The sequence below is a fragment of the Rhodoferax sp. SPJ4 genome (genome assembly GCF_058216275.1).
The window spans coordinates 311445-335604 of record NZ_JBYZMN010000001.1 but is presented as its reverse complement, the minus strand read 5'-3'; the positions used below and the strand labels follow the sequence as shown (position 1 = coordinate 335604).

At 66.0% G+C, this 24160-nt stretch carries 23 protein-coding genes; 13 read left to right on the top strand and 10 right to left on the bottom strand.

All coding sequences use genetic code 11. From position 1 onward, the window contains the following. Positions 1-9: 9 nt before the first annotated feature. Both AC4BAR_RS01550 and AC4BAR_RS01545 read right to left on the bottom strand, forming a co-directional pair. Positions 10-2322 carry a DNA translocase FtsK gene (locus AC4BAR_RS01550; RefSeq protein WP_490626056.1) on the bottom strand — a complete coding sequence of 771 codons (2313 nt, stop codon included), beginning with the start codon at positions 2320-2322 and terminating at the stop codon, positions 10-12. Positions 2323-2390: 68 nt separating this feature from the next. Then, positions 2391-3065, bottom strand: a complete 675-nt coding sequence (locus AC4BAR_RS01545) for a Crp/Fnr family transcriptional regulator (RefSeq protein ID WP_490627170.1) — start codon at positions 3063-3065, stop codon at positions 2391-2393. Positions 3066-3260: 195 nt separating this feature from the next. Between AC4BAR_RS01545 and trxB the strand changes: the two genes are divergently transcribed. From trxB to rpmG, 3 genes are all read left to right on the top strand, one after another. Then, a complete protein-coding gene (trxB, locus tag AC4BAR_RS01540; protein WP_490626055.1) occupies positions 3261-4205 on the top strand; it encodes a thioredoxin-disulfide reductase in 945 nt (314 codons plus the stop codon). Between the two features lie 171 nt (positions 4206-4376). Next, on the top strand, positions 4377-4610 hold the full coding sequence (gene rpmB / locus AC4BAR_RS01535) for a 50S ribosomal protein L28 (protein ID WP_028251282.1): 234 nt from the start codon (positions 4377-4379) through the stop codon (positions 4608-4610). Between the two features lie 20 nt (positions 4611-4630). Then, positions 4631-4801 (top strand): 50S ribosomal protein L33, encoded by a 171-nt coding sequence (gene rpmG / locus AC4BAR_RS01530; RefSeq protein ID WP_068173845.1) that lies wholly within the window; start codon positions 4631-4633, stop codon positions 4799-4801. A 90-nt stretch (positions 4802-4891) separates the two neighbouring features. Here rpmG and AC4BAR_RS01525 read toward each other — a convergent pair whose 3' ends face one another. Then, positions 4892-6106 carry a DesA family fatty acid desaturase gene (locus AC4BAR_RS01525; protein WP_490626054.1) on the bottom strand — a complete coding sequence of 405 codons (1215 nt, stop codon included), beginning with the start codon at positions 6104-6106 and terminating at the stop codon, positions 4892-4894. A gap of 200 nt (positions 6107-6306) precedes the next feature. Continuing rightward, complete coding sequence (locus AC4BAR_RS01520; RefSeq protein ID WP_490626053.1) at positions 6307-7581, bottom strand: RsmB/NOP family class I SAM-dependent RNA methyltransferase; 1275 nt, start codon at positions 7579-7581, stop codon at positions 6307-6309. A gap of 38 nt (positions 7582-7619) precedes the next feature. Between AC4BAR_RS01520 and AC4BAR_RS01515 the strand changes: the two genes are divergently transcribed. Next, on the top strand, positions 7620-7859 hold the full coding sequence (locus tag AC4BAR_RS01515; RefSeq protein ID WP_490627169.1) for a DUF1653 domain-containing protein: 240 nt from the start codon (positions 7620-7622) through the stop codon (positions 7857-7859). 23 nt (positions 7860-7882) lie between these two features. Here AC4BAR_RS01515 and purN read toward each other — a convergent pair whose 3' ends face one another. Next, the gene (gene purN / locus AC4BAR_RS01510) at positions 7883-8476 is read right to left on the bottom strand and encodes a phosphoribosylglycinamide formyltransferase (RefSeq protein WP_490626052.1); all 594 of its coding nucleotides are present in this window, start codon (positions 8474-8476) and stop codon (positions 7883-7885) included. A gap of 179 nt (positions 8477-8655) precedes the next feature. On the opposite strand from purN, the gene AC4BAR_RS01505 reads away from it, so the two are divergent. Continuing rightward, positions 8656-9834, top strand: a complete 1179-nt coding sequence (locus tag AC4BAR_RS01505) for an acyl-CoA dehydrogenase family protein (RefSeq protein ID WP_490626051.1) — start codon at positions 8656-8658, stop codon at positions 9832-9834. Positions 9835-9844: 10 nt separating this feature from the next. Then, positions 9845-10960, top strand: a complete 1116-nt coding sequence (locus AC4BAR_RS01500) for an acyl-CoA dehydrogenase family protein (protein WP_490626050.1) — start codon at positions 9845-9847, stop codon at positions 10958-10960. A 15-nt stretch (positions 10961-10975) separates the two neighbouring features. Here AC4BAR_RS01500 and AC4BAR_RS01495 read toward each other — a convergent pair whose 3' ends face one another. Next, a complete protein-coding gene (locus AC4BAR_RS01495; protein WP_490626049.1) occupies positions 10976-11611 on the bottom strand; it encodes a TetR/AcrR family transcriptional regulator in 636 nt (211 codons plus the stop codon). A 75-nt stretch (positions 11612-11686) separates the two neighbouring features. On the opposite strand from AC4BAR_RS01495, the gene AC4BAR_RS01490 reads away from it, so the two are divergent. The 4 genes from AC4BAR_RS01490 to AC4BAR_RS01475 all read left to right on the top strand — a co-directional run bounded on the left by AC4BAR_RS01490 (position 11687) and on the right by AC4BAR_RS01475 (position 15951). After that, positions 11687-13165 carry a flavin-containing monooxygenase gene (locus AC4BAR_RS01490; protein ID WP_490626048.1) on the top strand — a complete coding sequence of 493 codons (1479 nt, stop codon included), beginning with the start codon at positions 11687-11689 and terminating at the stop codon, positions 13163-13165. A gap of 23 nt (positions 13166-13188) precedes the next feature. Continuing rightward, entirely contained in the window at positions 13189-14004 is an 816-nt protein-coding gene (locus tag AC4BAR_RS01485; RefSeq protein WP_490626047.1) for an SDR family NAD(P)-dependent oxidoreductase, read from the top strand. Beyond that, positions 14001-14945, top strand: a complete 945-nt coding sequence (locus AC4BAR_RS01480; protein WP_490626046.1) for an alpha/beta fold hydrolase — start codon at positions 14001-14003, stop codon at positions 14943-14945. The genes AC4BAR_RS01485 and AC4BAR_RS01480 overlap by 4 nt, the downstream gene beginning before the upstream one ends. A 73-nt stretch (positions 14946-15018) precedes the next feature. Beyond that, positions 15019-15951, top strand: coding sequence for a class I SAM-dependent methyltransferase (locus AC4BAR_RS01475; protein WP_490626045.1), 933 nt, complete (start codon positions 15019-15021; stop codon positions 15949-15951). Positions 15952-15964: 13 nt separating this feature from the next. Here AC4BAR_RS01475 and AC4BAR_RS01470 read toward each other — a convergent pair whose 3' ends face one another. Then, entirely contained in the window at positions 15965-16522 is a 558-nt protein-coding gene (locus AC4BAR_RS01470; RefSeq protein ID WP_490626044.1) for an HNH endonuclease, read from the bottom strand. Positions 16523-16663: 141 nt separating this feature from the next. Here AC4BAR_RS01470 and AC4BAR_RS01465 point away from each other — a divergent pair, with 141 nt between their 5' ends. The 3 genes from AC4BAR_RS01465 to lspA all read left to right on the top strand — a co-directional run bounded on the left by AC4BAR_RS01465 (position 16664) and on the right by lspA (position 21078). Beyond that, positions 16664-17647 (top strand): bifunctional riboflavin kinase/FAD synthetase, encoded by a 984-nt coding sequence (locus AC4BAR_RS01465; RefSeq protein WP_490626043.1) that lies wholly within the window; start codon positions 16664-16666, stop codon positions 17645-17647. A gap of 108 nt (positions 17648-17755) precedes the next feature. Continuing rightward, positions 17756-20584: an isoleucine--tRNA ligase gene (gene ileS / locus AC4BAR_RS01460; protein WP_490626042.1), complete on the top strand. Its 2829-nt coding sequence runs from the start codon at positions 17756-17758 to the stop codon at positions 20582-20584. Then, the gene (gene lspA, locus AC4BAR_RS01455; RefSeq protein WP_490626041.1) at positions 20584-21078 is read left to right on the top strand and encodes a signal peptidase II; all 495 of its coding nucleotides are present in this window, start codon (positions 20584-20586) and stop codon (positions 21076-21078) included. Before ileS ends, lspA begins: the two co-directional genes overlap by 1 nt. Before the next feature lie 25 nt (positions 21079-21103). On the opposite strand, the gene AC4BAR_RS01450 is transcribed toward lspA, so the two are convergent. The 3 genes from AC4BAR_RS01450 to AC4BAR_RS01440 form a co-directional block, all read right to left on the bottom strand. Continuing rightward, positions 21104-22105 (bottom strand): DUF6976 family protein, encoded by a 1002-nt coding sequence (locus AC4BAR_RS01450; RefSeq protein ID WP_490626040.1) that lies wholly within the window; start codon positions 22103-22105, stop codon positions 21104-21106. Further along, a complete protein-coding gene (locus AC4BAR_RS01445; protein ID WP_490626039.1) occupies positions 22102-22905 on the bottom strand; it encodes a hypothetical protein in 804 nt (267 codons plus the stop codon). Before AC4BAR_RS01445 ends, AC4BAR_RS01450 begins: the two co-directional genes overlap by 4 nt. A gap of 221 nt (positions 22906-23126) precedes the next feature. Beyond that, positions 23127-24122, bottom strand: coding sequence for a quinone oxidoreductase family protein (locus AC4BAR_RS01440; RefSeq protein WP_490626038.1), 996 nt, complete (start codon positions 24120-24122; stop codon positions 23127-23129). Positions 24123-24160: the final 38 nt, after the last annotated feature.

Below are 24160 nucleotides of genomic sequence, written 5' to 3'. Positions count from 1 at the left end.
GGAGATTCCTTATTCGTTGCGCGCTGGCACCAGAATGTCGCGCTGGCCGCTGCCACTCATGGCGCTGACCAGGCCGGACTTCTCCATCTCTTCGAGCATGCGGGCGGCGCGGTTGTAACCAATCTTCAGGTGGCGCTGCACCAGCGAGATGCTGGCCTTGCGGTTCTTCAGCACCACCTCCACCGCCTGGTCGTACATCGGGTCTTTTTCGCCGCCCTCGCCGCCTTCGGCGCCAGGCTCGTCGCCGTCCACCGTGCCGCCTTCGAGCACACCGTCCACGTAGTCGGGTTCGCCCTGGGACTTGAGGTAGTTCACCACCCGGTGCACCTCTTCGTCGCTGACGAAAGCGCCGTGCACGCGGATGGGGTAGCCGGTGCCGCTGGGCATGTAGAGCATGTCGCCCATGCCCAGCAAGGCCTCGGCGCCCATCTGGTCGAGGATGGTGCGGCTGTCAATCTTGCTGCTCACCTGGAAGGCGATGCGGGTCGGGATGTTGGCCTTGATCAGGCCGGTGATCACGTCCACGCTGGGCCGTTGGGTGGCCAGAATCAAATGGATGCCGGCGGCCCGGGCCTTTTGCGCCAAGCGGGCAATCAGCTCCTCGATCTTCTTGCCCACCACCATCATCAGGTCGGCCAGCTCGTCGATCACCACCACGATGTGGGGCAGGCGCTGAAGCGGCTCGGGGCTCTCGGGCGTCAGGCTGAAGGGGTTGTAGATGAATTCCTCCCGGGCCTTGGCCTCGTCGATCTTGGCGTTGTAGCCGGCCAGGTTGCGCACCCCCAGCTTGCTCAGCAATTTGTAGCGCCGCTCCATCTCGGCCACACACCAGTTCAGGCCATGGGCGGCCTGCTTCATGTCGGTGACCACCGGCGCCAACAGGTGCGGAATGCCTTCGTAGACCGACATTTCCAGCATCTTGGGGTCGATCATCAGCAGGCGCACGTCGCGCGCCTCGGCCTTGTACAGCAGGCTCAGAATCATCGCGTTGATGCCCACCGACTTGCCCGAGCCGGTGGTGCCGGCCACCAGCACATGGGGCATCTTGGCCAGGTCGGCCACCACCGGGTTGCCGACGATGTCCTTGCCCAGGCCCATGGTGAGCATGCTCTTGGCCTCGTTGTAGACCTGTGAGCCCAGGATTTCGCTGAGCTTGATCGACTGCCGCTTGGCGTTGGGCAGTTCCAGCGCCATGTAGTTCTTGCCCGGGATGGTCTCGATGACGCGGATCGACACCAGGCTCAGGCTGCGCGCCAGGTCCTTGGCCAGGTTCACCACCTGCGAGCCCTTGACGCCGGTGGCGGGCTCGATCTCGTAGCGGGTGATCACCGGGCCGGGCGAGGCCAGCACCACCCGCACCTCGACACCGAAGTCCTTGAGCTTTTTCTCGATCAGCCGGCTGGTCATCTCCAGCGTCTCGCTGGCCACGGTTTCCTGGCGCAGCGTGGAACTGTCCAGCAAATCCACCTGGGGCAGCTTGCTGTCGGGCAGCTCGGTGAACAGCGGCTTCTGGCGCTCTTTCACCACCCGCTCGCTGCGCGGCACGTCCACCATCACCGGCTCGATCTGCACCGCCACCGGCTGGTGGTGCTGGGCCTCGGCCCGCTCCTCCAGCATGATTTCCTCGCGCTCGCGGGCGGCCCGCTGGCCAAACTCCAGGTCGGCCGCACGTTCGCGTTTCTCGCGCCGCTGCACCAGCAGCGAGTCCAGCGCGCGGCCGATGCGCTCGGCCAGCTGGGTCCAGGAAAACTGGAACACCAGGCTCACGCCCAGCACGCCCAGCGCCACCCACAGCAGGCCGGAGCCGGTGAAGCCCAGCCATTTGACGCCGGCTGGGCCGAACAGATAACCCACCAGCCCGCCGCCATGGCCGGGCAGCGCGCCCTCAAAGCGGTACAGGCGCGACCATTCCAGCGCGGTGCTGGCCGACATCAGCAAGGGCAAACCAACCCAGAAACGCCAGCGGGCCGGTGCGGGCAGGCCGGAGGGCGCCAGTTCGGCCACCCGCAACCAGCGGGCCAGCGCGCTCAGCCAGCCGCGCACCGCGGCCAGCAACAGCCACCAGCAGGAGAAGCCAAACGTGAAATAGCTGCCGTCGGACAGCAGTGCACCCAGACGGCCGCCCCAGTTGCGCAACGGTGCACCGGTGCCGGAGGTGGACCAGGCGGCGTCCGACGGGGCGTGGCTGAGCATTGCCAGCCACCAGAAAATCAGGGCCAGAAAGCCAGCCAGCAAGGCCAGTTCCTGCAGAAAAACGGCGCCGCCCTTGGGCGGTTCGGTCGACGCCTTGGCAGCACCGAGCGTGTTCAGGGAATAGGTCATAGGTCAGGACAGAGCGCAGAGCTTACCCCATGGGCGCCCACGCCGCCGACCGGCCCGTCACCGCAGCGTCAACCCACGGAATCGAGGCGTTCCTTGATCAGCAGCGAGCCGTCTTCGCGGGTTTCGATCAGGCCCCGCTCTTCCAGGTCTTTCATGACCCGGCTGACCATTTCGCGCGAGGCGCCCACCATCTTGGCGACGTCCTGGCGGGAAATCTTCTCGCGGATGCTCAGCAGGCCGTCGCGCCCCACCGAGGCAAATTCCAGCAGCGTGCGGGCCACCCGGCCATAGACGTCCATCAAGGCCAGCGATTCGATCTGCCGGTCGGCATGGCGCAGGCGCTGCACCAGGCCCTTCATCACCGCGTAGGCCATGGAGGTGTTTTCCGGCAGGCAGCGGGCGAATTCGGCCCGGCCCAGCACCAGCACGTCGGTCTGCACCTCGGCCTTGACGCTGGCCGAATGGGGGCCGTTGTCGATCAAACTCATCTCGCCGATGTAGTCGCCCTGCTCCAGCGTGGCCAGAATCACCTCGCGGCCGCGCGCATCGGCCGTCATGACCCGGGCCCGGCCGGTGAGCACAATGAACAAGGCATTGGACTTCTTGCCCTGTTCGACGATCAGCTCGCCGCGCTTGAAACGGCGCTTGACCACCGCCGACGCCACCGCCTCGGCCTGCACCGGGGTCAGGATGGAAAACAGCGGCACCCGCCGAATCAGCTCTAAGTTGGACAGCATTGACATTGACACCACCGTTCTTCTGGTTTTCGGCCCCACGCCCCCTGGCGTGCGCGGCGTTCTTACAATCCAAGCCAAGCGCTGCCAACCGGGTTGACATTCCACAGGTCAACCCTCAGCTGCCAGACAACAAACACTTTACACGCCTTGTCGGGCCTCCTCCACCCCTATCTACCCCGTTCCAGACCGAACACCCCGCCCATGAAACACGCCAAAGTCCTGATCCTCGGCTCCGGCCCGGCCGGCTACACCGCCGCCATCTACGCCGCCCGCGCCAACCTGCAACCCATGCTGGTGACCGGCATTGCCCAGGGTGGCCAGCTGATGACCACCACCGAAGTCGACAACTGGCCGGCCGATGTGCATGGCGTGCAAGGCCCCGAGCTGATGCAGCGTTTCCTTGAGCACGCCGAGCGTTTCAAGGCGGAAATCGTGTTCGACCACATCAACAAGGTTGATTTCAGCCAGCGCCCTTTCACCCTCACCGGCGACAGCGGCAGCTACACCTGCGACAGCCTGATCATCGCCACCGGCGCCTCGGCCAAGTACCTGGGCCTGCCATCCGAGACCGCCTTCATGGGCCGCGGCGTGTCCGGCTGCGCCACCTGCGACGGCTTTTTCTACCGCGAGCAGGTCTGTTGTGTGGTCGGCGGCGGCAACACCGCGGTCGAAGAAGCGTTGTACCTGTCCAACATTGCCAGCAAGGTTTACCTGGTGCATCGCCGCGACAAGTTCAAGGCCGAGGCCATCCTGGTCGACAAAGTGATGGATAAGGTGGCCGCCGGAAAGATCGAGCTGAAGCTGTTCCAGACCCTGGACGAGGTGCTGGGTGACGCCTCGGGCGTGACTGGCGTGCGCCTCAAAAGCACCCAGACCGGGGCCACCGAAGACCTGGTGCTCAAGGGCTGCTTCATCGCCATCGGCCATGCCCCCAACACCGAGATCTTCCAAGGGCAGCTGGCGATGGAAAACGGCTACATCGTCACCCAGAGTGGCCTGAAGGGCTTTGCCACCATGACCAGCGTGCCCGGCGTGTTTGCCGCCGGCGACGTGCAGGACCATGTCTACCGCCAGGCCATCACCAGCGCCGGCACCGGCTGCATGGCCGCGCTGGACGCTCAACGCTTCCTGGAACAGCAAAGCTGACCGGCGTTCCACCTGATTCGCTATAATCCGAGGCTTTGCTGAATTCCGCCGGGAGGTGGGGGTTTGGCAAAGACAGCGTGCCCTCGGGTGCGCGCGGGTTACCGCCACCCTTCTGGCGAGGTCAAGCTCTCACTGCATGTGACAGCTGTTTCAATGTATCGGAGTGTCCTCATGGCACGCGTCTGCGAAGTAACGGGTAAAGGCCCGATGGTTGGAAACAATGTTTCCCACGCCAACAACAAAACCAAGCGCCGGTTCCTGCCGAACCTGCAATACCGCCGTTTCTGGGTCGAAACCGAAAACCGCTGGGTTCGCCTGCGCGTTTCCAGCGCCGCTCTGCGGTTGATCGACAAGAACGGCATCGATGCCGTGCTCGCAGACCTGCGCGCACGCGGTCAAGCCTAACCCCCTGAAGGAGCACCACCATGGCAACCAAAGGCGGACGCGAAAAAATCAAGCTGGAATCCACTGCGGGTACCGGCCATTTCTACACCACGACCAAAAACAAGAAGACCACGCCTGAAAAGATGCTGATCAAGAAATTTGATCCCAAGGCACGCAAGCATGTGGACTACAAGGAAATCAAGCTGAAGTGATTCAGCCCTTCCCCAACAAAAAAGCCGCTGAACTTCAGCGGCTTTTTTGTTGCCCAGGTGCTTGGCAGCACCCGGTGGATGACGCGAATGTCAGCTGCGGGCGGCGCGCAGCTTCATCGAGAACTCGCGCAGGGCGGCAATGCCACTGGCTTCGGCCCGGTGGCACCAGGCGGCCAGGTCGGTGGCCAGTTGCTCGCGCGAATGTGAGGTGTTGAGCCACAGCTGACGCAGTTCTTCACGCATGGTGACCATCTGGTCCAGCACCGGGTGGGCGGCACGGGCCTGGGCCAGCTGCGGGCGGGCGGTGCTGGGCACCTTGTCGTCGTCGCGGTGCAACCAGCGCTTGGCCGCGCGAATCACCGACAGGTCGGCCTTGGCCGCCTTCAATTGGGCCAGCTCGTTCTTGCAGGCACGGCGCATTTCGCGGGCGTAGCCGGCCATGACCTCGTAACGGTTGGCGATCACCGCCTCCAGCGTTTTTTCGTTGGCCACCGGCTGGATTTCGCCGAACTGCAGGCGGGGCGGCACCTTCTTGACCGTGGCCCAACCCACTTTCTCCATCAGCTGGATGTAGAACCAGCCAATGTCGAACTCATAGGGCTTGACCGAAAAGCGGGCCGCCGTGGGGTAGGTGTGGTGGTTGTTGTGCAGCTCTTCGCCACCGATGATGATGCCCCAGATGCTCACATTGGTGCTGGCGTCCGGCGACTCGAAATTGCGGTAGCCCCAGTAGTGCCCGATGCCGTTGATGATGCCGGTGGCCATGATGGGAATCCACGCCATCTGCACCGCCCACACGGCGGCACCCAAAGCACCGAACATCAGCAGGTTGATCACCAGCATCAAGCCCACACCTTGCCAGGAGTAACGGGTGTACAGGTTGCGCTCGATCCAGTCGTCGGGTGTGCCGTAGCCGAACTTGGCCATGGTTTCCTTGTTCTTGGCTTCGGCACGGTACAGCTCGGCGCCTTCCAGCAGCAGCTTTTTAAGACCGCGGGTCTGCGGGCTGTGCGGATCGTCCTCGGTTTCCACCTTGGCGTGGTGTTTACGGTGAATGGCCACGAACTCCTTGGTGACCATGCCAGTGCCCAGCCAGAGCCAGAGACGGAAGAAATGCGAGGGAATGGGCCCCAGCTCCAGCGCGCGGTGCGACTGGGCGCGGTGCAAGAAGATGGTGACCGCAGCAATCGTGATGTGCGTCGTGGCCAGCGTGTACAAAACCACCTGCCACCAGGCCAGGTCCCAGAGCCCGTGGCCCAGCCAGTCGATGGCGGCGTTCAACACGGTCCAGTCGGGTAGCAACATAGATGGAAAACCTTTGTTAAAAATGGCTGTGCCCCAGCACAACAATCACCCATTTTAGGGCGTTGGGCCTGCGGTGTCATTGATTTGCAACAGTTCACCGGCAGGAATCGGGCGGTATTCACGACCCTGGCGCTTATTTCAGGGTGTGCAGACCACCGTCCTTCACAGTCGCGGAAGGCCTCAAACCCTGCGGCAGGGGCTCAGCGCTTGACCCAGGCGGCGGCAAAAAAGCCGTCTGTGCCATGCCGATGCGGCCACAAACGCAGGTAATCCTGGCCACCCTCGGGGCCGCTGCACAAGCTTGCAGCGGCATCAATCTTCAGATTGGACAGGATCTCGCCCACCGGCAGTGGGGTGAACTCCCTAGCCGCTTCGGCGCTGAAGACCTGGGCCACGGCCTCGTTCTCGGCTGGCAACAGGCTGCAGGTGGCATAGACCAGCCGGCCGCCGGGCTTGAGCAAGCGGGCCGCGCTTTGCAGAATCGCCAGCTGCAGCGGGGCCAGTTCGGCCACGGTTTGCGGGGTCTGGCGCCATTTCAAATCGGGGTTGCGGCGCAGCGTGCCCAGGCTGCTGCAGGGGGCGTCGACCAGCACACGGTCGATCTTGCCCACCAGCCGCTTGACCCGGTCGTCGCGCTCATGGGCAATCGCCGCCGGGTGCACGTTGGACAGGCCGCTGCGCGCCAGCCGGGGCTTGAGCGCGTCCAGCCGGTGGCCCGAGGTGTCGAACGCATAGAGCCGCCCGGTGTTGCGCATCGCCGCGCCAATGGCCAGTGTCTTGCCGCCGGCACCGGCGCAGAAATCCACCACCATTTCGCCGCGCTTGGCCTCCAGCAAGGCCGCCAGCAATTGCGAGCCCTCGTCCTGCACCTCGATGGCACCGCGCACAAAGGCATCGACCTTGGTCAGCGAGGGCTTGCCGGCCAGGCGCAGCCCCCAGGGCGAATAAGGCGTGGGTTCGCAGGCGATGCCGGCCGCCTGCAGCTCGCGCTGCACCTCGGCGCGCTTCTCGCTCAGCGCGTTGACCCGCACGTCCAGCCCGGCCGGGCGGTTCAGGCTGTCGGCCAGGGCCCAGAACTCCTCGCCCAGCTGCTCGCGCAGCGGCTGCACCAGCCACTCGGGCAGGTTGTGGCGGTGGCGCTCCAGCAGGTCTTTGGGGTTGACGCCATCACACTGGTCCAGCCACTGCTTTTCGGTGTCGGTGAGGGCAGCTTTGAGGAAGTCGCGCGGGCCGTCAAAACCCAGAATGGCCAGCCGGCGCTCGCGCGGGCCGCTGCCCGACGGGGCAAAGTGCTCGAACAACAGCTTCTGGCGCAGCACGGCGTAAACCGTGCCGCTCAGTGTGGCGCGCTCGCGCGGGCCCAAGGCGCGGTTGTCGCGGAAAAAACGCGACACCACCATGTCGGCAGGGTGTTCGAACTTGAGGACCAGCCGGACGAGCTCGGCGCTGGCGTCCAGCAGGGCTTTAGGATGCATGGGTGGGATTGTCCCACGCGCCCCTCGAAGCCCCGGCCATGCACGACGACGACCTGCCCCCACTGATCACCACCCCGCCCGGCCGCTACCGGCATTACAAGGGCCAGCTGTACGAGGTGGTGGACACGGTGCGCCACAGCGAGACGCTGGAGCCCCTGACGCTGTACCGGGCGCTGTACGGCGAACGCGGCCTGTGGGTGCGGCCCTCGGCGATGTTCAACGAAACGGTGGTGATTGACGGCGTGCCGCAGCCCCGCTTCGCCCGCATCACCGAGTGAATCGGCCCCGGCCTGGTGAGTTGCTATTCTTTTCGCAGCAGGTCGGCAATGACCTGCGGGTAGAGCCGGTGCTCCTGCGACAGCACCCGGGCGGCCAGTGCCTCGGCGGTGTCGTCCGGCAACACCGGCACCACCACCTGGCCCAGCAGGGGGCCATGGTCCAGCTCGGCCGTGACCCGGTGCACCGTGGCGCCGGCCACCGTGCAACCGGCGTCAATCGCCCGCTGGTGGGTGTTCAGCCCGGCAAAGGCCGGCAGCAAAGACGGATGGATGTTGACCAGCCGGCCGGCGTAATGCGTCACGAAACCGGGCGTCAGGATGCGCATGAAGCCGGCCAGCACCACCAGCGTGGGCTGGCCACCGGGCACCTGGGCGTCGATGGCGGCAGCCAGGGCGGCGTCGAAGGCCTCGCGCGACGGGTGGGCGCGGTGGTCCACCACCGCGGTGGCCAGGCCCAGTTCGCGGGCCCGTACCAGGCCGGCGGCCTCGGGGCGGTTGCTGACGACGGCGGCGATGCGGGCGTTCAGGGTTTTTTCCCAGCGCTCTTGTTGGGCGGCCAGCGCGATGGCCTCCATGTTGGAGCCGCTGCCGGAGATCAGGATGACGATGTGTTTCATGTGGCCATGGAGAAGGCGGCAGCCCGTGGCCAGCGCCGCTGAATTATCGCTGCGCCGCCTGCGCCAGCCTGACGGGAAGCGCGGACCCCAAGCCCCCGTGGCCCGCTCGGTTTGTCGCGGCGTGGACAGGTGCCGGTGGGGCCGCGTGCTACAACCCCGCATCGCTTTGGAGGCACCCCATGGATTTGGCATTCACCCCGGAAGAACAGGCATTTCGCGCGGACATTCGCAGCTGGGTGCGCGGCCACCTGCCCGCCGAAATCTCCAACAAGGTGCACAGCGCCCAGCGACTGAGCCGCAGCGACATGCAGGACTGGGCCAAGATCCTCGGCAAAAAGGGCTGGCTGGGCTGGGGCTGGCCCAAAGAGTTCGGCGGCCCCGGCTGGAACGCGGTGCAAAAACATTTGTTCGAGGAAGAATGCGCTTTGGCCGGTGCGCCCCGGGTTGTGCCCTTCGGCCCGGTGATGGTGGCGCCGGTGATCATGGCGTTTGGTTCGCCCGAGCAGCAGCAGCGCTTTCTGCCCGGCATCGCCAGCGGCGAGGTCTGGTGGAGCCAGGGCTACAGCGAACCGGGCTCCGGTTCTGACCTGGCCTCGGTCAAATGCAAGGCCGAGCGCCAGGGCAACAAATACATCGTCAACGGCCAGAAAACCTGGACCACGCTGGGCCAGTACGGCGAGTGGATTTTCTGCCTGGTGCGCACCAGCAATGAAGGCAAACCGCAGACCGGCATCAGCTTTTTGCTGATCGACATGAAAAGCCCCGGCGTCAGCGTGCGGCCCATTGTGCTGCTGGACGGCGAGCCCGAGGTCAACGAGGTCTGGTTCGACAACGTCGAAGTGCCGGTGGAGAACCTGGTGGGCGAAGAAAACAAGGGCTGGACCTATGCCAAGCATTTGCTCAGCCACGAACGCACCAACATCGCCGACGTGAACCGCGCCAAGCGCGAACTGGAGCGGCTCAAACGCATCGCCAAGGCCGAGGGCGTCTACGACGACCAGCGCTTTCGCGACGAGATCGCCAAGCTGGAAGTGGACGTGGTGGCGCTGGAAATGCTGGTGCTGCGGGTGCTGAGCGCCGAGAAGTCGGGCAAGCAGAGTCTGGACATTGCCGGCCTGCTGAAGATTCGCGGCAGCGAAATCCAGCAGCGCTACACCGAGTTGATGATGCTGGCCGCGGGTCCGTCCAGCCTGCCCTTCATCTACGAGGCCATGGAGGCTGGCTGGCAGGGCGACCATGTGGGCCCGGCGCATTGCGCGCCGCTGGCAGCGAATTACTTCAACATGCGCAAGACGACGATTTACGGTGGCTCGAACGAGGTCCAGCGCAACATCGTGTCCCAGGTCGTTCTGGGCTAAGGAGAGACAAATGGACTTCGACTTTTCTGACGACCAGGAATCGCTGCGTGACGCGGTGCGGCGCTGGGTGGACAAGGGCTACAGCTTCGAGCGCCGGCGTGGCATCGTCAAAGCCGGCGGCTTCTCTCGCGAGGCCTATGCCGAGCTCGCCGAACTGGGCCTGTGTGGCCTGTATGTGCCGGAAGCCCATGATGGCCTGGGCATGGGCCCGATCGAAGCCATGGTGGTGATGGAAGAGCTGGGCCGCGGCATCGTGCTGGAGCCGTTGGCGCAGACGCTGGTGGCCAGCGCGGTGCTGGGCTGCCATGCGCCCGCCGAACTGCAGTCCGCCTGGCTGCCCAAAATCGCCAGCGGCGAAGTGCTGGTGGTGCTGGCCCACACCGAACGCAAAGCCCGCTACCGCCTCGACCTCTGTGAAGCCCAGGCCACGCCGGCCGGCACCGGGCACACGCTGACGGCCAGCAAAAGCATCGTACCCGCCGGTGACGCGGCCGACGCTTTCATCGTGCCCGCCAAGCTGGGCGACAAGATCGCGCTGTTTCTGGTCGAGCGCAATGCAACCGGCGTCAGCACCCGTGGCTACGGCACCCAGGACGGTGGTCGCGCCGCCGAACTGACCTGCGCCAACAGCCCCGCCACCCTGATCACCACCGACGGCCTGGCCGCGCTGGAACATGCGGCGGACGTGGGCATTGCCGCACTGTGCGCGGAAGCGGTGGGCGTGATGGACAAGACGCTGGCGGTGACGGTGGAGTACATGAACACCCGCAAGCAGTTCGGCGTGGCGATTGCCAGCTTCCAGGCCCTGCGCCACCGGGTGGCCGACATGAAGATGCAGCTGGAACTGGCCCGCTCGATGAGCTACTACGCCTCGCTCAAGCTCAACGCCCCCGCCGAAGAGCGCCGCCGCGCGCTGGCCCGCGCGAAATACCAGCTGGGTCAATCGATGCGCTTTGTCGGCCAGCAGGCGGTGCAGCTGCACGGCGGCATCGGCGTGACCGACGAGTACATCGTCAGCCACTATTTCAAAAAGCTCACCCAGCTGGAAATGACGTTTGGCGACAGCCAACACCACCTGGGCGAGGTCTCGGCCCGCATGCAGGACCAGGCTGGCGTGTTCGCCTGAGCCTCAGCGCCGCCCTCAGCGGGTGGGCCTGGCCAGCACCAGCGCCAGTTCCAGCGCGGCGTCCACCACCACCGCCAGCGGCGGCTGGTAGCCGTCGCGTATCCAGTGCATGGCGATGTGCACCACCCCACCCACCACCCCGGTCTGCAGCAGCGGGTTGGGCGCCGGCTGGCCCGGCGCCAGCACCTGGGCGGCGGCGGCGCCGATCTGGGCCAGAGCCTGGTCGAACTCGGCGTCCACCGTGGGGCTGACCCCGCGGATCTCCATCAAAAACACCCGGGCTGGCCGTGGCTGGGCCTGCAGGGCCGCGAAATAGGCCGACAACATGGCCCGGCCCCGGGCCTGCGGGTCGCCCCCGGCGGCCTCGGCGGCGGCGGCGATCAGCGTGAACAGCTGGGCGTTGACATGGTGGTAGCAGGCGATCAGCAGCGCCTCGCTGCTGTCGAAGGATTCGTAGAAGTAGCGCTCGGTCAGCCCCGCCGCCGCACACACGGCCTTGACGGTGGAAGCCCGGTAGCCACGCTCGCCATAGGTCTCGATGGCAGCGTCAATCAGCCGGGCACGGCGTTGCGCCCGACGCTCGTCCGGGGCCAGGCCGCGGTAGGGCCGCGCGCCGTCGGCATTGGTTTCGGTGACAGAATCGGTGCCCACGTCGCAATTGTGACATGAAGTATTGTCAATTCATTTGACAATTTGCTTTGTCAGAAACTCCAGAGCCCCCACACCATGGCCCACCCCGCTTCTTTGACCACCCCCTCGGCCCCGCTGGACGTCCTCATCGTCGGGGCCGGCTTGTCTGGCGTCGGCGCCGCCCGCCACCTGCAAAAGCGCTGCCCCGGCAAGACCTTTGCGCTGCTGGAAGCCCGCGAGGCGCTGGGCGGCACCTGGGACTTGTTCCGCTACCCCGGCATCCGCTCGGATTCGGACATGCACACCCTGGGCTACAACTTCAAGCCCTGGACCGCCGCCAAAGCGATTGCCGACGGCCCGTCCATCCTGAATTACATCCGCTCGGCCGCCGAGGAAACCGGCATCACCCAGCACATCCGCTACCGCCACAAGGTCAAGCGCGCGGCCTGGTCGTCAACCGAGGCGCTGTGGACGGTGGAGTGCGAACAGCAGCTGGACGACGGCGTGAAAACCGTGCAAATCCAGGCCCGGTTTCTTTACCTGTGCAGCGGCTACTACAGCTACGCCGAAGGCCATGCGCCCGAGTTTGCCGGCCAGGCCGACTTTCAAGGCCAGGTGGTGCACCCGCAGTTCTGGCCCCAGAACCTGGACTACACCAACAAGCGGGTGGTGGTGATCGGCAGCGGCGCCACCGCCGTCACGCTGGTGCCGTCCATGGCCGACAAGGCCGCCCATGTGACCATGCTGCAGCGCTCGCCCACCTACGTGGTCAACCGGCCGGGCGAAGACGGCCTGGCCAAACGCCTGCAAAGCCTGCTGCCGGCCCGCCTGGCCTATGCGCTGACCCGCTGGAAGAACGTCGGCCTGGGCATGTTCTTCTTCCAGATGGCGCGCCGCAAGCCGGAAAAGGTCAAGCAGATCATCGTCCACCTGGCCCGCAAACAGGCCGGCCCGGCGGTGGACGCCAGCCATTTCACGCCCAAGTACAAGCCCTGGGACCAGCGCGTCTGTGTGGTGCCCGATGGCGACCTGTTCCGCCAGCTGCGCGCCGGCAAGGCCAGCGTGGTGACCGACACGATTGCCCACTTCACCCCCACCGGCCTGAAGCTGAACTCGGGCCAGGAGCTGAAGGCCGACATCGTCGTCACCGCCACCGGCCTCAAGCTCAACGCGCTGGGCGACATCGCCGTCAGCGTGGACGGCCGGCCGGTCGAAGCCAACCAGACCCTGGTCTACCGCGGCATGATGCTGAGCAATGTGCCCAACCTGGCCATGGCCTTTGGCTACACCAACGCCTCCTGGACGCTCAAGGCCGACCTGACGGCCGAGCGGGTCTGCCGCTTGCTCAACCACATGGACACCAAGGGCCAGCGCATCGCCGTGCCCCGCCCCGGCGACGGCGTGGCGCCCCAGCCCTTCCTGGACTTCAGTTCCGGCTATGTGCAGCGCGCCGCCAACATCCTGCCCAAGCAAGGCTCGCAACGGCCCTGGCAGGTGTACCAAAACTACCTGCTGGACATGCTGACCATCCGCTACGGCCGCATCGCCGACGGCGTGGTGCAGTTTTCCCGCTGACCCCTCGCCGTTGAAAGAACCTCATGATCATTGACAACAAAGTCGCCGTGCTCACTGGCGCCGGCAGCGGCATCGGCCGCGCCCTGGCCCTGCAACTGGCGCAAAAAGGCTGCCACCTGGCGCTGGCCGACATCAACCCGGTGGCCCTGGCCGAGACCGCAGCGCTGCTGAAGCCGCTGGGCGTGCGGGTCAGCCAGCACCCGCTGGACGTGGCCAGCCGCGAGGCGGTGGCTGCGCTGCCGGCCGCGGTGCTGGCCGTGCATGGCCAGGTGGACGTGCTGATCAACAACGCCGGTGTGGCCATGGGTGGCACCTTCGACCAGGTCAGCGAGCGCGATTTCGATTGGGTGATGGACATCAACTTCAACGCCGTGGTGCGCATGACGCGCGCCTTTCTGCCGCTGCTGCGCCAGCGCAGCGCGGCCCGCGTGGTCAACCTGTCCAGCCTGTTCGGCCTGATTGCCCCGCCGGAACAATGCGCCTACTCGGCCAGCAAGTTCGCGGTGCGCGGCTTCTCCAACGCCTTGCGCCACGAGCTGGCCATGGAAGGCTCCACCGTGGGCGTGACCGTGGTCCACCCCGGCGGCGTGGCCACCCAGATCGCCAGCAGCGCCCGCATGGCCGACGGCCTGTCGGCGGCCGACGTGGCCAAGCGCCAGGCCCTGAGCAAAAAACTGCTGCGCATGCCGCCGGAAAAGGCCGCCGCCACCATCGTCCGCGCCATCGAGCAGGACAAGGCCCGTGTCATCGTCGGCTGGGACGCCTGGTTTGCCGCGCTGATCGAACGCCTGATGCCGGTGGCTTACTGGGGCCTGCTGGGCCGGGGTCTGAAGCTGTGAACGCCGCGCTGTGGGCCTTGGTCGCGGCGCTCGCGCTCACCGCCGGCCTGGTGCTGTTCGCCTGGAACACCAACCGACGCATCGACGCCGGCTTCCCGCCCATTGGCCGTTTTGTCGACGTGCCCGGCGCCCGGCTGCATGTGGTCGACCGCGGTACTGGTCCGGCCGTGCTGATGGTGCATGGCCTGGGCGGCCAGCTGCGCCACTTCACCTACGGCATTGAAAAGCGGCTGTCGTCGCAGTTCCGCGTGATCGCGGTCGACCGGCCCGGCTCCGGCCATTCGCTGCGCCATGCCGGCGCCAGCGCCTCCATGGAAAACCAGGCCGACGCGCTGGCCGCGCTGCTGGACCAGCTGGGCGTGGCCCAGGCCACGGTGGTGGGCCATTCGCTGGGCGGCGCCATCTCGCTGATGCTGGCGGCCCGCCACCCGCAGCGGGTGAATGCCCTGGCCCTGGTGGCGCCGCTGACCCACACCCCCGAGGGCCTGCCCGCGCCCTTCCGCGGCCTGGACATCGCCTCGCCCGCGCTGCGCAAGGTGGTGGCCTGGACGGCCGCGGTGCCGGCCTTCATCGTCCGCAGCCCGGCCATCCTGAAATTTCTGTTCTCACCCGAGACCCACCCCAAGGACTTCGCCACCCGCGCCGGTGGCCTGCTGAGCCTCAAGCCCTCGCAGTTCATCGCCTCGTCGACCGACCTGGCCGCCATTCCCGACAGCCTGCCGGTGCTGGAAGCCAGCTACGCCCGTCTGACGCTGCCGGTGGCCATGCTGTACGGCAAGGGCGACTTGGTGCTGGACCCGCAGTTGCACGCCAAGGCTTTCGTCGAGAAAGTGCCCCACACCCGGCTGACGCTGGTGGACGGCGGCCACATGCTGCCGGTGACCCAGGTGGCCCGCACCGCCGACTTCATCGAGGCCGCGGCCCGCGACGCCGTGGCCTGACACCGCTCCCGGGGCCGCGTGCGCGGGCGGCCCTACACTGGCGTGCCTTTCGCCATTGCCGTCCGCCCGCCCCATGCAAGCCCTGTTGAACGCCATCGCCGCGATGGCCCTGCCCGTGGACGCCCAGCGCCTGTTCCACGGCCGCGGCGGCCTGCACCCGGGCTGCGAACACCTGGCCCTGGACGCTTTTCCGCCGGCTTTTTTGCTGACCAGCTTTCTGCCGCTGACCGACAACGAGCTGGCCCAGGTGCACGCCGCGCTGTCGGCGCGCTGGCAACAGCTGGCGCCCGAGCAGCCGCTCAGCTGGGTGTTCCAGTGCCGCCACGAGGGCCGCAGCGAGACGCGGCTGATGGCCGGTGCGCTGCCCGAGCCCCACACCGTGACCGAACAGGGCGCGCGTTTCCGCGTGCATCTGCTCAAAGGCCAAAACCACGGCCTGTTTCTCGACATGGCCGAGGGCCGGCGCTGGGTGGCAGACCATGTGGCGGCCCAGGTGGCCAACCAGCCGCGCTTCAAGGTGCTGAACTTGTTTGCCTACACCTGCGCCTTCTCGGTGGTGGCCAGGCTGGCCGGCGCCAAGCAGGTGCTCAACCTGGACATGGCTGCGGGCGCACTGGCCATCGGCCAGCAGAACCACCAACTCAACGGCGTCATGGACGGCGCCAGCTTCCTGGCCCACGATGTCTTCAAGACCTGGGGCAAGCTGACCCGCGGCGGGCCTTATGGCCTGGTCATCGTCGACCCGCCCAGCCACCAGAAGGGCAGCTTTGTTGCCACCAAGGACTACGCCAAACTGCTGCGCCGCCTGCCCGATTTGCTGACCCGCGGCGGCCATGCCTTGCTGTGCCTGAACGCGCCGGAACTGGGGGTGGATTTTCTGCAAGACCCGATGGCGGCCTTGGCGCCCGAGCTGGTGTTTGTGCAGCGGTTGGCCAACCCGCCGGCCTTTGCAGATGTGTCAGCGCAGCGTGCGCTGAAGGTGCTGGTCTACCAGGCCCCCGACTGAGGTCGGACCGGGCTCAGGCCACCAGCCGCGAATTGCGCGGCACATGGGCCAGCAGAAACTCCATCTGGTCGGCCAGGATGCGGCGGTTGCGCAGGATGAAGTCTTCCCACAGGCTGGGCACATAGGGCGCGTACAGCAGCGGCATGTGGGCCTGCTCCGGCGTGCGGTGGCTTTTGCGGTGGTTGCAGGCGCGGCAGGCGGTGACCACGTTCATCCAGGTGTCGATGCCGTTCTGGGCAAAGGGGATGATGTGCTCGCGGGTCAGGTCGTCTTCGTGGAAATGGTCGCCGCAGTAGGCGCAGAGGTTGCGGTCGCGGGAGAAGAGCTTGCTGTTGGTCAGACCCGGCTTCAGGTTGAAGGGGTTGATGTTGGGCACGCCCCGGGTGCCGATGATGCTGTTGACCGCGATCAGCGACTGCTGGCCGGTCACCGCGTTGTGGCCGCCGCGAAAGACCGCGATCTCGCCTCCGGATTCCCAGCGCACCTCACCCGCCGCATAGTGAATGACCGCCTGCTCCAGGCTGATCCACGATTGGGGCAGCCCTTGGGCCGACAGCTTCAGAACCTTCAAAACACGCCTCCTTCAACAGCCAAAAAGCCAATGACTCGGATCGCAACGTCTCTCCGTCACAATATACCCTGTTTTGATGACAAATTGGCTTCATTCCCACGACAAGCGGGGGCTGGGTGCTATCAAAAAGATAACAAATCCATGAAGATCTACCGCGGCTTTCAGCTGCATGGCGCAGGTTGTGCCCTGACCATCGGCAACTTCGACGGGGTGCACCGCGGCCACCAGGCCATGCTGGCGCTGCTGAACAACGAGGCCAGGCACCGCGGCGTGCCCAGCTGCGCCATGACCTTCGAGCCGCACCCGCGCGATTACTTTGCCGCGGTCACCGGCAAACCCGAGCTGGCGCCGGCCCGCATTGCCACGCTGCGCGACAAGCTGCACGAGCTGGCCTTGTGCGGCGTCGACCAGTGTGTGGTGCTGCCCTTCGACGCCCGGCTGTCGTCCATGGCGCCTGAGGCCTTCATCGACCAGGTGCTGGTGCAGGGCCTGGGCGCGCGCTACGTGCTGGTGGGCGACGATTTCCGCTTTGGCGCCAAACGCGCTGGCGACTACACCATGCTGGACGCGGCCGGCCAGCGCGCCGGCTTTGACGTGGCGCGGATGAACAGCTACGAGGTCCACAAGCTGCGGGTCTCCAGCTCAGCGGTGCGCGAAGCCCTGACCCAGGGCCGGATGAGCGATGCCGCCGCGCTGCTGGGCAGGCCCTACAGCATCTCCGGCCATGTGGTCCATGGCCGCAAGCTGGGCCGCGACCTGGGTTTTCGCACGCTGAATCTGCGCTTTGCCCACTGGAAGCCGGCCGCCAGCGGCATCTTCGCGGTGCGGGTGTTCGGTCTGGGCGAGCAGGCCTTGCCGGGCGTGGCCAACCTGGGCATACGCCCCTCGCTGGACCCGGCCGATGTCAACGGCGGCCGGGTGCTGCTGGAAACCCATTGCCTGGACTGGCCCGCCGGCCTGGGCGCCGAGGGGGGCTACGGTAAAATCATCCGGGTGGAACTGCTGCACAAACTGCACGACGAATTGCGCTACGACGGTCTGGATGCCCTGACAACCGGCATCGCCAAGGACTGCGCCGACGCGCGCGCCTGGTTTGCGGCCACCACGCAGATTCCGCGAATTTGAGGGGGCGGCAGGCCGCTCGGCCTGCGCGGTGCCCCGCTTCCGAACCCCCTCCCCGCCCCACGCTGCAGCAGCGCGCCGGCGCGCCCCGAATCCGATGGAACCGTCGCTATGACCGAAAAGACCGATTACCGCAAAACCCTGAACCTGCCCGACACGCCCTTCCCCATGCGCGGCGACCTGCCCAAGCGCGAGCCGGGCTGGGTCAAGCAATGGGAGGAGCAGGGCATTTACAAGCGGCTGCGCGACGCCCGTGTGGGCAAGCCGCGCTTCGTGCTGCACGACGGCCCGCCCTATGCCAACGGCAAGATCCACATCGGTCACGCGGTCAACAAGGTGCTCAAAGACATGATCGTCAAGGCCCGCCAGCTCAAGGGCATGGACGCGGTCTACGTGCCGGGCTGGGACTGCCATGGCCTGCCGATCGAAAACGCCATCGAGAAGTTGCACGGCCGCAACCTGCCGCGCGACGAGGTACAGGCCAAGAGCCGGGCTTTCGCCACCGAGCAGATCGCCGGCCAGATGGCCGACTTCAAGCGCCTGGGCGTGCTGGGCGAGTGGGACAACCCCTACCGCACGATGGACTTCGGCAACGAGGCCAACGAGATCCGCGCGCTCAAACGCATCATGGAACGTGGCTTTGTCTACCGTGGCCTGAAGCCGGTGTACTGGTGTTTCGACTGCGGCAGCTCGCTCGCCGAGTTCGAGATCGAGTACGCCGATAAAAAAAGCCAGACGCTGGACGTGGCCTTCGAGTCGGTCGAGCCGGAGAAGCTCGCTGCGGCGTTCGGAGTCGCCCCGCTGACCAAACCCGCCTACGCCGTCATCTGGACCACCACCGCCTGGACCATCCCCGCCAACCAGGCGCTGAACCTGAACCCCGAGCTGGACTACGCACTGGTCGACACGCCCAAGGGTTACCTGGTGCTGGCCGCCTCGCTGGTGGAGAAATGCGGCGAGCGTTACGGCCTGGCCACCGAGGTGGTGGCCACGGTGCAGGGCAAGGCGCTGAACCTGCTCAACTTCCGCCACCCGCTGGCCCATGTGCACCCCGGTTTTGACCGGCTCAGCCCCATTTACCTGGCCGACTACGCCACCGCCGAAGACGGCACCGGCATCGTGCACTCGGCCCCCGCCTACGGCGTGGACGACTTCAACAGCTGCGTGGCCCATGGCATGGCCTACGACGACATCCTGAACCCGGTGCAGGGCAACGGCCGTTATGTGGACACGCTGCCGCTGTTTGGCGGGCTCAACATCTGGAAAGCCTGCCCCGAGATCATCAACACGCTGCGCGATGCGGGCCGGTTGATGGCCACCACGAACATCGAGCACAGCTACCCGCATTGCTGGCGCCACAAGACGCCGGTGATCTACCGCGCCGCCGCCCAGTGGTTTGTGCGCATGGACGCCGAAAAGCCCGGCACCCAGGGCGTGTTCGCCAAAGACAAAGCCGGCAAGACTCTGCGCGAGCTGGCCCTGGCGGCGATTGAAGAAACCCAGTTCTACCCCGAGAACGGCAAGACCCGGCTGCGCGACATGATTGCCGGCCGGCCCGACTGGTGCATCTCGCGCCAGCGCAACTGGGGTGTGCCCCTGCCCTTCTTTCTGCACACTGCCACCGGCGAGCTGCACCCCCGCACCATGGAGATCATGGACCAGGCCGCGGCGCTGGTGGAGGCTGGCGGCGTGGAGGCCTGGAGCAAGGCCACGGCCGAGAGCCTGATCGGCGACGATGCGCCGAACTACACCAAGAGCACCGACATCCTCGATGTGTGGTTCGATTCCGGCACCACCCACGACCATGTGCTCAAGCACAGCCATGCCGCGCAGAGCACCTGGCCGGCCGACCTGTACCTGGAAGGCCACGACCAGCACCGTGGCTGGTTCCACAGCTCGCTGCTCACCGCCTGCGCGATGTACGACCACGCGCCCTACAAGGGCCTGCTGACACACGGCTTCACCGTGGACGGCAAGGGCCGCAAGATGAGCAAGAGCGAAGGCAACGTGGTGGTGCCGCAGGAGGTCAGCGACAAGCTGGGCGCGGAAATCATCCGCCTGTGGTGCGCCGCCACCGATTACTCGGGCGACCTGGGCATCGACGACAAAATCCTGGCCCGGGTGGTGGACACCTACCGCCGCATCCGCAACACACTGAAGTTTTTGCTGGCCAACATCAGCGACTTCGATCCCGCCAAGGACGCGGTGCCGCACGACCAGCTGCTGGAGATCGACCGCTACGCACTGAGCCGTGCGGCGCAGTTGCAGGCCGACATCCTGGCCCACTACGAGGTCTATGAATTCCACCCGGTGGTGGCCAAGCTGCAGGTGTACTGCTCGGAAGACCTCGGCGCGTTTTACCTCGACGTGCTGAAAGACCGGCTCTACACCACCGCCCCCAACTCGCTGGCCCGCCGCAGCGCACAAACCGCGCTGCACCAGATCACCCACGCCATGCTGCGCTGGATGGCGCCTTTCCTGAGCTTCACCGCCGAAGAGGCCTGGGCCGTGGCAGGCCACAGCCCGTCCATCTTCCTGGAAACCTATGCCGAGCTGGGGACACCCGACGCCGCGCTGCTGGCCAAATGGGCCCGCATCCGCGCCATCCGCGACGAGGCCAACAAGGAGATCGAGACCCTGCGCGCCGCCGGCCAGGTGGGTTCGTCGCTGCAAGCCACACTCCAGCTGCAGGCCGCGGCCGACGACCACGCGCTGCTGGCCAGCCTGGGCGACGACCTGAAGTTTGTTTTCATCACCTCGGCCATCGCGCTGGCCATGGGTGAGCAGCTGGCCACCACGGTCACGCCCAGCAGCGCCACCAAATGCGAGCGCTGCTGGCATTACCGCGACGACGTCGGCCACGACCCCGCCCACCCCACCCTTTGTGGCCGCTGCACCAGCAACCTGTTCGGCGCGGGCGAAACCCGGCGGGTGGCCTGATGGCCGGCGGCAAAAACAAGGCCGGCAGCCTGCTGCCCTGGCTGGCCTGGGCACTGTTGGTGGTGCTGGTCGACCAGTTCACCAAGGTGCTGATCCTGGGCCATTACCAACTGGGTGACAGCACCCGGGTGCTGGGCTTTTTCAACGTGGTGCGGGCCCACAACACCGGGGCGGCCTTCTCGTTTCTGGCCCAGGCCGCCGGCTGGCAGCGCTGGTTCTTCAGCGCGGTGGGCGTGGGTGCGGCGGTGTTCATCGTGGTGCTGTTGCGCTCGCACGCCGGGCAAAAGCTGTTCTCGTTCGCGCTGGCCTCGGTGCTGGGCGGCGCAGTGGGCAATGTGATCGACCGGCTGCTGCACGGCTACGTGGTCGACTTCCTTGATTTCCACTGGGCGGGCTGGCATTTCCCCGCCTTCAACGTGGCCGACAGCGCCATCACGCTGGGCGCCATCTGCCTGATCCTGGACGAGTTGCGCCGCGTGCGGCGCGGCCGGTGAACCGGTCCCACCGCCCGAGGCGGGCTCAGTGGGTTTCCAGCGCCAGATGCACCATGGTCTGGTTCAGCAGCACGTAGGCCACTTCACCGAAGGTCATCGGGCCGGTGACCTGACCGGTGCGCTTGCCGTCCAGTCCGCAGTACAGGTAGTTCAGGATGCAGTTGCATGAAAAACTCGCCTGTGCGGACAACTGGGCCGTGGCCTGCAAAAAAGCGGCTTCGTACTGGCCCTCGAACGGCTGGGCTGTTTTGTACACCATGCCCGGAAACACCGGGCCGTAGAACTCGACGCGGTCTTCCACCAGATCAATGGCCTTGATGCTGACGTTGACCTGGGCACCGTTGTAGTTGGCCACCAGTGGCAATTGGCTGTCGTGCGCGATGCTTTTCAGGTAGTGCGCCAGCGACACCGCCTGGCCATTGACCAGGCAGCGGCTGGCTTCGAAGCCGCTGGTCTCGAACGCCAACGAATCGCCTGCGCCTTGCTGGAACAGGTTCACGATGTTGACGTTGGCGCTGATGTGCGCCGGCAAAGGCACATGGACCACCACCGCGGTGTTGTCCGACAACGCCGCCTGGCGCCCATCGCGCACCTTGGGCGCGGCCTTGCCCAGGTCTTGCAAGTGGATGCCGGCCACCCAACCCACCACCGGCTTCATGAACATGTCGTCGTACATCGCCGCGTTCTGGGCGTAGTCAAAGTGCACGTCGGAGAAGGCCGGCAGGATGATCAGGCTGAAGCCGTTGTCGGGCGCCTCCACACAGACCTGCGACAGGGTCGCCACGTCGTAGTGGGTGATGCGCGGCGCCAGGCCCTCGAAATGCGGCAGGGGCGTGACGAACACCTGGTCGCGCGCGGTCACCCCCCCCTGCGGGCCCATGAAGTAAGGGATGCTGCCGCCGATCCAATTGCCGCTGGGCAACGAACGCAAGATGGCCTCGTCCGCCGCGATCGCCAAGCTCATGCCCTTGCCTATCATTTCAGCGGCCTGGGCTGGACTGACCAGCATTTGACCCATGGCGCTCATCTTGCGCTTTCCTCCAACACGTGCGATCTCAATTGCTGCAACTCCATGCCCAGGCTGCGCGCGTTGCGCTCCACATAGCGATGCAACTCCCGCAACTTGAGCAATTTGACGTCGTCCGTCTGCTGCAGGCTCACCTGTTGCATCAATTTCGTGAGCAGTAACTGAAAACCCAAGGTCTTGATCTGGATGACCAAGGACCCCGTGAGCAACCGCTCCCAGACCGGGTCGGACACATCCGGCACACCCGCCTCCCCAGCGGGCGGCGGGGCCGATGGGGCGGGTCCGACGGCCACGCCCGATGCCGCGGGCTTTCGGGTGGCGACGTAATCGAACCTGATCAGGCCATTGTCCAGCCCGTATTTGAATTTCCACAGATCGGCGAACGACACTTTGAGCAAAGCACAGATGGCGTTCAGCTCCAAGCCTTCCGCAAGGCAGGCGAAAATCTGCCTGGCCAGACTGTTGGAAAAAGGCATTCCGGTTTGACCGAACCACGGCAAATCGTGGTGCCGCGGGTCGAGCTGGTCAACGGTGTGGATGGTGCAGGTGAAGTCCATGCAATTGAGGTGCCGCCAGTGCAGATCCGGCCCTTCGGGCGGCGGCGGTGACGCGGCGTGAACGGTCGTCATGCCCAGCCAGTTGCGCTTCTTGATCACCTGCTGTTCGGGGTGCCGGGTGATCCACAGGTGAACCATTTTGCCCGCCACATCGACATGGCAGCGCGTCGCTCGCCATGGCAATGCGATGTTGGCCGCGCGCGCGAGCTGCTCGGCCATCCCCACCGATTTCGATGTCTCCATGTCTCCCCCAATCCTTGGTTTTTGGATTTGTTTTCGGGGGTGGTGCAAAAAACATGCCGCACACCGGTGTGTGCCATGGCAGGCCCTTTATCCCAATGGAGACACCCCATTGGCCGTGCAGGGGGTGGCGCCCCCGTCATGGGTCACAGAGTGGCGTCTGTGTCAAATTTGGACACACCGGGCCATCGCCGGCACGGCGCCTGCGCAGGGGATGTGGCCGGCTACAGCGTGAGGATGGTGCAGCCGGTGGTCTTGCGCGCTTCGAGGTCGAGGTGGGCCTGCTGCACCTGTTCCAGCGGGTAACGCTGGTCGATGCGGATCTGCACCGCGCCACTTTCCACCACCGCAAACAAGTCGTCGGCCATGGCCTGGGTGCTTTCGCGGCTGGCGATGTGGCTGAACAGGGTTTGCCGGGTCACGTAAATCGAGCCCTTGGGGCCCAGGATGCCGGGCGAGAACGGCGCCACCGGGCCGGAGGCGTTGCCAAAGCTGGCCATCAGGCCGAACGGCGCCAGGCAGTCCAGCGACTTGTCCCAGGTGTCCTTGCCCACCGAGTCGTAGACCACCTTGACGCCCTTGCCGCCGGTGATCTCTTTGACCCGGGCCTGGAAGTCTTCGGTGCTGTAGTTGATGGCATGGGCCGCGCCGTTTGCTTTGGCCAGCGCGCATTTGGCGTCTGAACCGGCCGTGCCGATGAGCTGCAGGCCCAGGGCCTTGGCCCACTGGGTGGCGATCAGTCCCACACCACCGGCGGCGGCATGGAACAACACGAAGTCGCCGGCCTGCAGGCCACCCTGGGGCAAGGTTTTCTTCAGCAGGTACTGGGCGGTCAGGCCCTTGAGCATCATGGCCGCACCGGTCTCGAAGGAGATGGCGTCAGGCAGCTTGCAGACGCATTTGGCCGGCATCACCCGCAGGTCGCAGTAGCTGCCCGGGGGCTGGCTGGCGTAGGCGGCGCGGTCACCCACCTTCAGGTGGCTGACGCCCTCGCCCACCGCTTCCACGATGCCGGAAGCCTCCATGCCCAGCTGCAAGGGCATGGGCAGGGCGTAGAGGCCGCTGCGCTGGTAGACGTCGATGAAGTTCAGGCCCACCGCCTTGTGGCGGATGCGGATCTCGCCCGGGCCAGGCTCGCCGACGGTGACGTTGACCAGCTTCAGCTGCTCGGGGCCGCCATGCTGGGTGATGCAAATGGCGCGGCTGGGGTGTTGGCTCATGGGGTGTCTCCTGGAAAAAGCTCGGGCGATGGTGCCAC